At 43.4% G+C, this 3659-nt stretch carries 5 protein-coding genes and 2 pseudogenes; 4 read left to right on the top strand and 3 right to left on the bottom strand.

Translation table 11 applies throughout. The features are described 5' to 3' along the window. Positions 1-259: 259 nt before the first annotated feature. The 3 genes and pseudogenes from ACTG2U_RS21595 to rzpD all read left to right on the top strand — a co-directional run bounded on the left by ACTG2U_RS21595 (position 260) and on the right by rzpD (position 1500). Positions 260-583 (top strand): annotated as a pseudogene (locus ACTG2U_RS21595) (phage holin, lambda family). Beyond that, positions 567-1043 carry a glycoside hydrolase family 24 protein gene (locus tag ACTG2U_RS21590; protein ID WP_000229403.1) on the top strand — a complete coding sequence of 159 codons (477 nt, stop codon included), beginning with the start codon at positions 567-569 and terminating at the stop codon, positions 1041-1043. The pseudogene ACTG2U_RS21595 and the gene ACTG2U_RS21590 overlap by 17 nt, the downstream one beginning before the upstream one ends. Beyond that, positions 1040-1500, top strand: a pseudogene (gene rzpD / locus ACTG2U_RS21585) (prophage endopeptidase RzpD). The gene ACTG2U_RS21590 and the pseudogene rzpD overlap by 4 nt, the downstream one beginning before the upstream one ends. 31 nt (positions 1501-1531) lie before the next feature. Here the strand turns inward: rzpD and bor are convergent. Further along, positions 1532-1825: a serum resistance lipoprotein Bor gene (bor, locus tag ACTG2U_RS21580; protein WP_000738492.1), complete on the bottom strand. Its 294-nt coding sequence runs from the start codon at positions 1823-1825 to the stop codon at positions 1532-1534. Between the two features lie 289 nt (positions 1826-2114). Next, a complete protein-coding gene (locus tag ACTG2U_RS21575; RefSeq protein ID WP_012775990.1) occupies positions 2115-2525 on the bottom strand; it encodes a DUF1398 domain-containing protein in 411 nt (136 codons plus the stop codon). 285 nt (positions 2526-2810) lie between these two features. Here ACTG2U_RS21575 and ybcW point away from each other — a divergent pair, with 285 nt between their 5' ends. Further along, complete coding sequence (ybcW, locus tag ACTG2U_RS21570; protein ID WP_001031427.1) at positions 2811-3017, top strand: protein YbcW; 207 nt, start codon at positions 2811-2813, stop codon at positions 3015-3017. A gap of 164 nt (positions 3018-3181) precedes the next feature. On the opposite strand, the gene ACTG2U_RS21565 is transcribed toward ybcW, so the two are convergent. Next, on the bottom strand, positions 3182-3376 hold the full coding sequence (locus ACTG2U_RS21565) for a YlcI/YnfO family protein (protein WP_001421937.1): 195 nt from the start codon (positions 3374-3376) through the stop codon (positions 3182-3184). Positions 3377-3659: the final 283 nt, after the last annotated feature.

Genomic DNA, 3659 nt, shown 5'->3' with positions numbered 1-3659 from the left:
TACGTATTGCTAAGGTTAATAGGGAAACACGATAGAATCCGAACAGCACCTGCCATCAGATTGTGTTTGTTAGTCGCTTTTTTTTTTGGAATTTTTTTTTTGGAATTTTTTTTTTGCGCTAACAACCTCCTGCCGTTTTGCCCGTGCATATCGGTCACGAACAAATCTGATTACTAAACACAGTAGCCTGGATTTGTTCTATCAGTAATCGACCTTATTCCTAATTAAATAGAGCAAATCCCCTTATTGGGGGTAAGACATGAAGATGCCAGAAAAACATGACCTGTTGGCCGCCATTCTCGCGGCAAAGGAACAAGGCATCGGGGCAATCCTTGCGTTTGCAATGGCGTACCTTCGCGGCAGATATAATGGCGGTGCGTTTACAAAAACAGTAATCGACGCAACGATGTGCGCCATTATCGCCTAGTTCATTCGTGACCTTCTCGACTTCGCCGGACTAAGTAGCAATCTCGCTTATATAACGAGCGTGTTTATCGGCTACATCGGTACTGACTCGATTGGTTCGCTTATCAAACGCTTCGCTGCTAAAAAAGCCGGAGTAGAAGATGGTAGAAATCAATAATCAACGTAAGGCGTTCCTCGATATGCTGGCGTGGTCGGAGGGAACTGATAACGGACGTCAGAAAACCAGAAATCATGGTTATGACGTCATTGTAGGCGGAGAGCTATTTACTGATTACTCCGATCACCCTCGCAAACTTGTCACGCTAAACCCAAAACTCAAATCAACAGGCGCCGGACGCTACCAGCTTCTTTCCCGTTGGTGGGATGCCTACCGCAAGCAGCTTGGCCTGAAAGACTTCTCTCCGAAAAGTCAGGACGCTGTGGCATTGCAGCAGATTAAGGAGCGTGGCGCTTTACCTATGATTGATCGTGGTGATATCCGTCAGGCAATCGACCGTTGCAGCAATATCTGGGCTTCACTGCCGGGCGCTGGTTATGGTCAGTTCGAGCATAAGGCTGACAGCCTGATTGCAAAATTCAAAGAAGCGGGCGGAACGGTCAGAGAGATTGATGTATGAGCAGAGTCACCGCGATTATCTCCGCTCTGGTTATCTGCATCATCGTCTGCCTGTCATGGGCTGTTAATCATTACCGTGATAACGCCATTACCTACAAAGCCCAGCGCGACAAAAATGCCAGAGAACTGAAGCTGGCGAACGCGGCAATTACTGACATGCAGATGCGTCAGCGTGATGTTGCTGCGCTCGATGCAAAATACACGAAGGAGTTAGCTGATGCTAAAGCTGAAAATGATGCTCTGCGTGATGATGTTGCCGCTGGTCGTCGTCGGTTGCACATCAAAGCAGTCTGTCAGTCAGTGCGTGAAGCCACCACCGCCTCCGGCGTGGATAATGCAGCCTCCCCCGACTGGCAGACACCGCTGAACGGGATTATTTCACCCTCAGAGAGAGGCTGATCACTATGCAAAAACAACTGGAAGGAACCCAGAAGTATATTAATGAGCAGTGCAGATAGAGTTGCCCATATCGATGGGCAACTCATGCAATTATTGTGAGCAATACACACGCGCTTCCAGCGGAGTATAAATGCCTAAAGTAATAAAACCGAGCAATCCATTTACGAATGTTTGCTGGGTTTCTGTTTTAACAACATTTTCTGCGCCGCCACAAATTTTGGCTGCATCGACAGTTTTCTTCTGCCCAATTCCAGAAACGAAGAAATGATGGGTGATGGTTTCCTTTGGTGCTACTGCTGCCGGTTTGTTTTGAACAGTAAACGTCTGTTGAGCACATCCTGTAATAAGCAGGGCCAGCGCAGTAGCGAGTAGCATTTTTTTCATGGTGTTATTCCCGATGCTTTTTGAAGTTCGCAGAATCGTATGTGTAGAAAATTAAACAAACCCTAAACAATGAGTTGAAATTTCATATTGTTAATATTTATTAATGTATGTCAGGTGCGATGAATCGTCATTGTATTCCCGGATTAACTATGTCCACAGCCCTGACGGGGAACTTCTCTGCGGGAGTGTCCGGGAATAATTAAAACGATGCACACAGGGTTTAGCGCGTACACGTATTGCATTATGCCAACGCCCCGGTGCTGACACGGAAGAAACCGGACGTTATGATTTAGCGTGGAAAGATTTGTGTAGTGTTCTGAATGCTCTCAGTAAATAGTAATGAATTATCAAAGGTATAGTAATATCTTTTATGTTCATGGATATTTGTAACCCATCGGAAAACTCCTGCTTTAGCAAGATTTTCCCTGTATTGCTGAAATGTGATTTCTCTTGATTTCAACCTATCATAGGACGTTTCTATAAGATGCGTGTTTCTTGAGAATTTAACATTTACAACCTTTTTAAGTCCTTTTATTAACACGGTGTTATCGTTTTCTAACACGATGTGAATATTATCTGTGGCTAGATAGTAAATATAATGTGAGACGTTGTGACGTTTTAGTTCAGAATAAAACAATTCACAGTCTAAATCTTTTCGCACTTGATCGAATATTTCTTTAAAAATGGCAACCTGAGCCATTGGTAAAACCTTCCATGTGATACGAGGGCGCGTAGTTTGCATTATCGTTTTTATCGTTTCAATCTGGTCTGACCTCCTTGTGTTTTGTTGATGATTTATGTCAAATATTAGGAATGTTTTCACTTAATAGTATTGGTTGCGTAACAAAGTGCGGTCCTGCTGGCATTCTGGAGGGAAATACAACCGACAGATGTATGTAAGGCCAACGTGCTCAAATCTTCATACAGAAAGATTTGAAGTAATATTTTAACCGCTAGATGAAGAGCAAGCGCATGGAGCGACAAAATGAATAAAGAACAATCTGCTGATGATCCCTCCGTGGATCTGATTCGTGTAAAAAATATGCTTAATAGCACCATTTCTATGAGTTACCCTGATGTTGTAATTGCATGTATAGAACATAAGGTGTCTCTGGAAGCATTCAGAGCAATTGAGGCAGCGTTGGTGAAGCACGATAATAATATGAAGGATTATTCCCTGGTGGTTGACTGATCACCATAACTGCTAATCATTCAAACTATTTAGTCTGTGACAGAGCCAACACGCAGTCTGTCACTGTCAGGAAAGTGGTAAAACTGCAACTCAATTACTGCAATGCCCTCGTAATTAAGTGAATTTACAATATCGTCCTGTTCGGAGGGAAGAACGCGGGATGTTCATTCTTCATCACTTTTAATTGATGTATATGCTCTCTTTTCTGACGTTAGTCTCCGACGGCAGGCTTCAATGACCCAGGCTGAGAAATTCCCGGACCCTTTTTGCTCAAGAGCGATGTTAATTTGTTCAATCATTTGGTTAGGAAAGCGGATGTTGCGGGTTGTTGTTCTGCGGGTTCTGTTCTTCGTTGACATGAGGTTGCCCCGTATTCAGTGTCGCTGATTTGTATTGTCTGAAGTTGTTTTTACGTTAAGTTGATGCAGATCAATTAATACGATACCTGCGTCATAATTGATTATTTGACGTGGTTTGATGGCCTCCACGCACGTTGTGATATGTAGATGATAATCATTATCACTTTACGGGTCCTTTCCGGTGAAAAAAAAGGTACCAAAAAAAACATCGTCGTGAGTAGTGAACCGTAAGCAGGTGCTGTTCGGATTCTATCGTGTTTCCCTATTAACCTTAGCAATACGT

This window comes from Aeromonas sp. 95A (genome assembly GCF_051919235.1).
In the GTDB taxonomy this organism is placed as follows: Bacteria; Pseudomonadota; Gammaproteobacteria; order Enterobacterales; family Aeromonadaceae; genus Aeromonas; species Aeromonas veronii.
The sequence above is the reverse complement of the archived record's forward strand: the minus strand, read 5'-3'. Positions and strand labels throughout refer to the sequence as shown.

What these genes read in the sequence shown, in the direction of transcription:
- ACTG2U_RS21590 (WP_000229403.1), top strand. Translation starts at nt 567, where the DNA reads ATGGTAGAAATCAATAATCAACGTAAGGCGTTCCTCGATATGCTGGCG.
- bor (WP_000738492.1), bottom strand. Translation starts at nt 1,825, where the DNA reads ATGAAAAAAATGCTACTCGCTACTGCGCTGGCCCTGCTTATTACAGGA.
- ybcW (WP_001031427.1), top strand. Translation starts at nt 2,811, where the DNA reads ATGAATAAAGAACAATCTGCTGATGATCCCTCCGTGGATCTGATTCGT.
- ACTG2U_RS21565 (WP_001421937.1), bottom strand. Translation starts at nt 3,376, where the DNA reads ATGTCAACGAAGAACAGAACCCGCAGAACAACAACCCGCAACATCCGC.
- ACTG2U_RS21575 (WP_012775990.1), bottom strand. Translation starts at nt 2,525, where the DNA reads ATGGCTCAGGTTGCCATTTTTAAAGAAATATTCGATCAAGTGCGAAAA.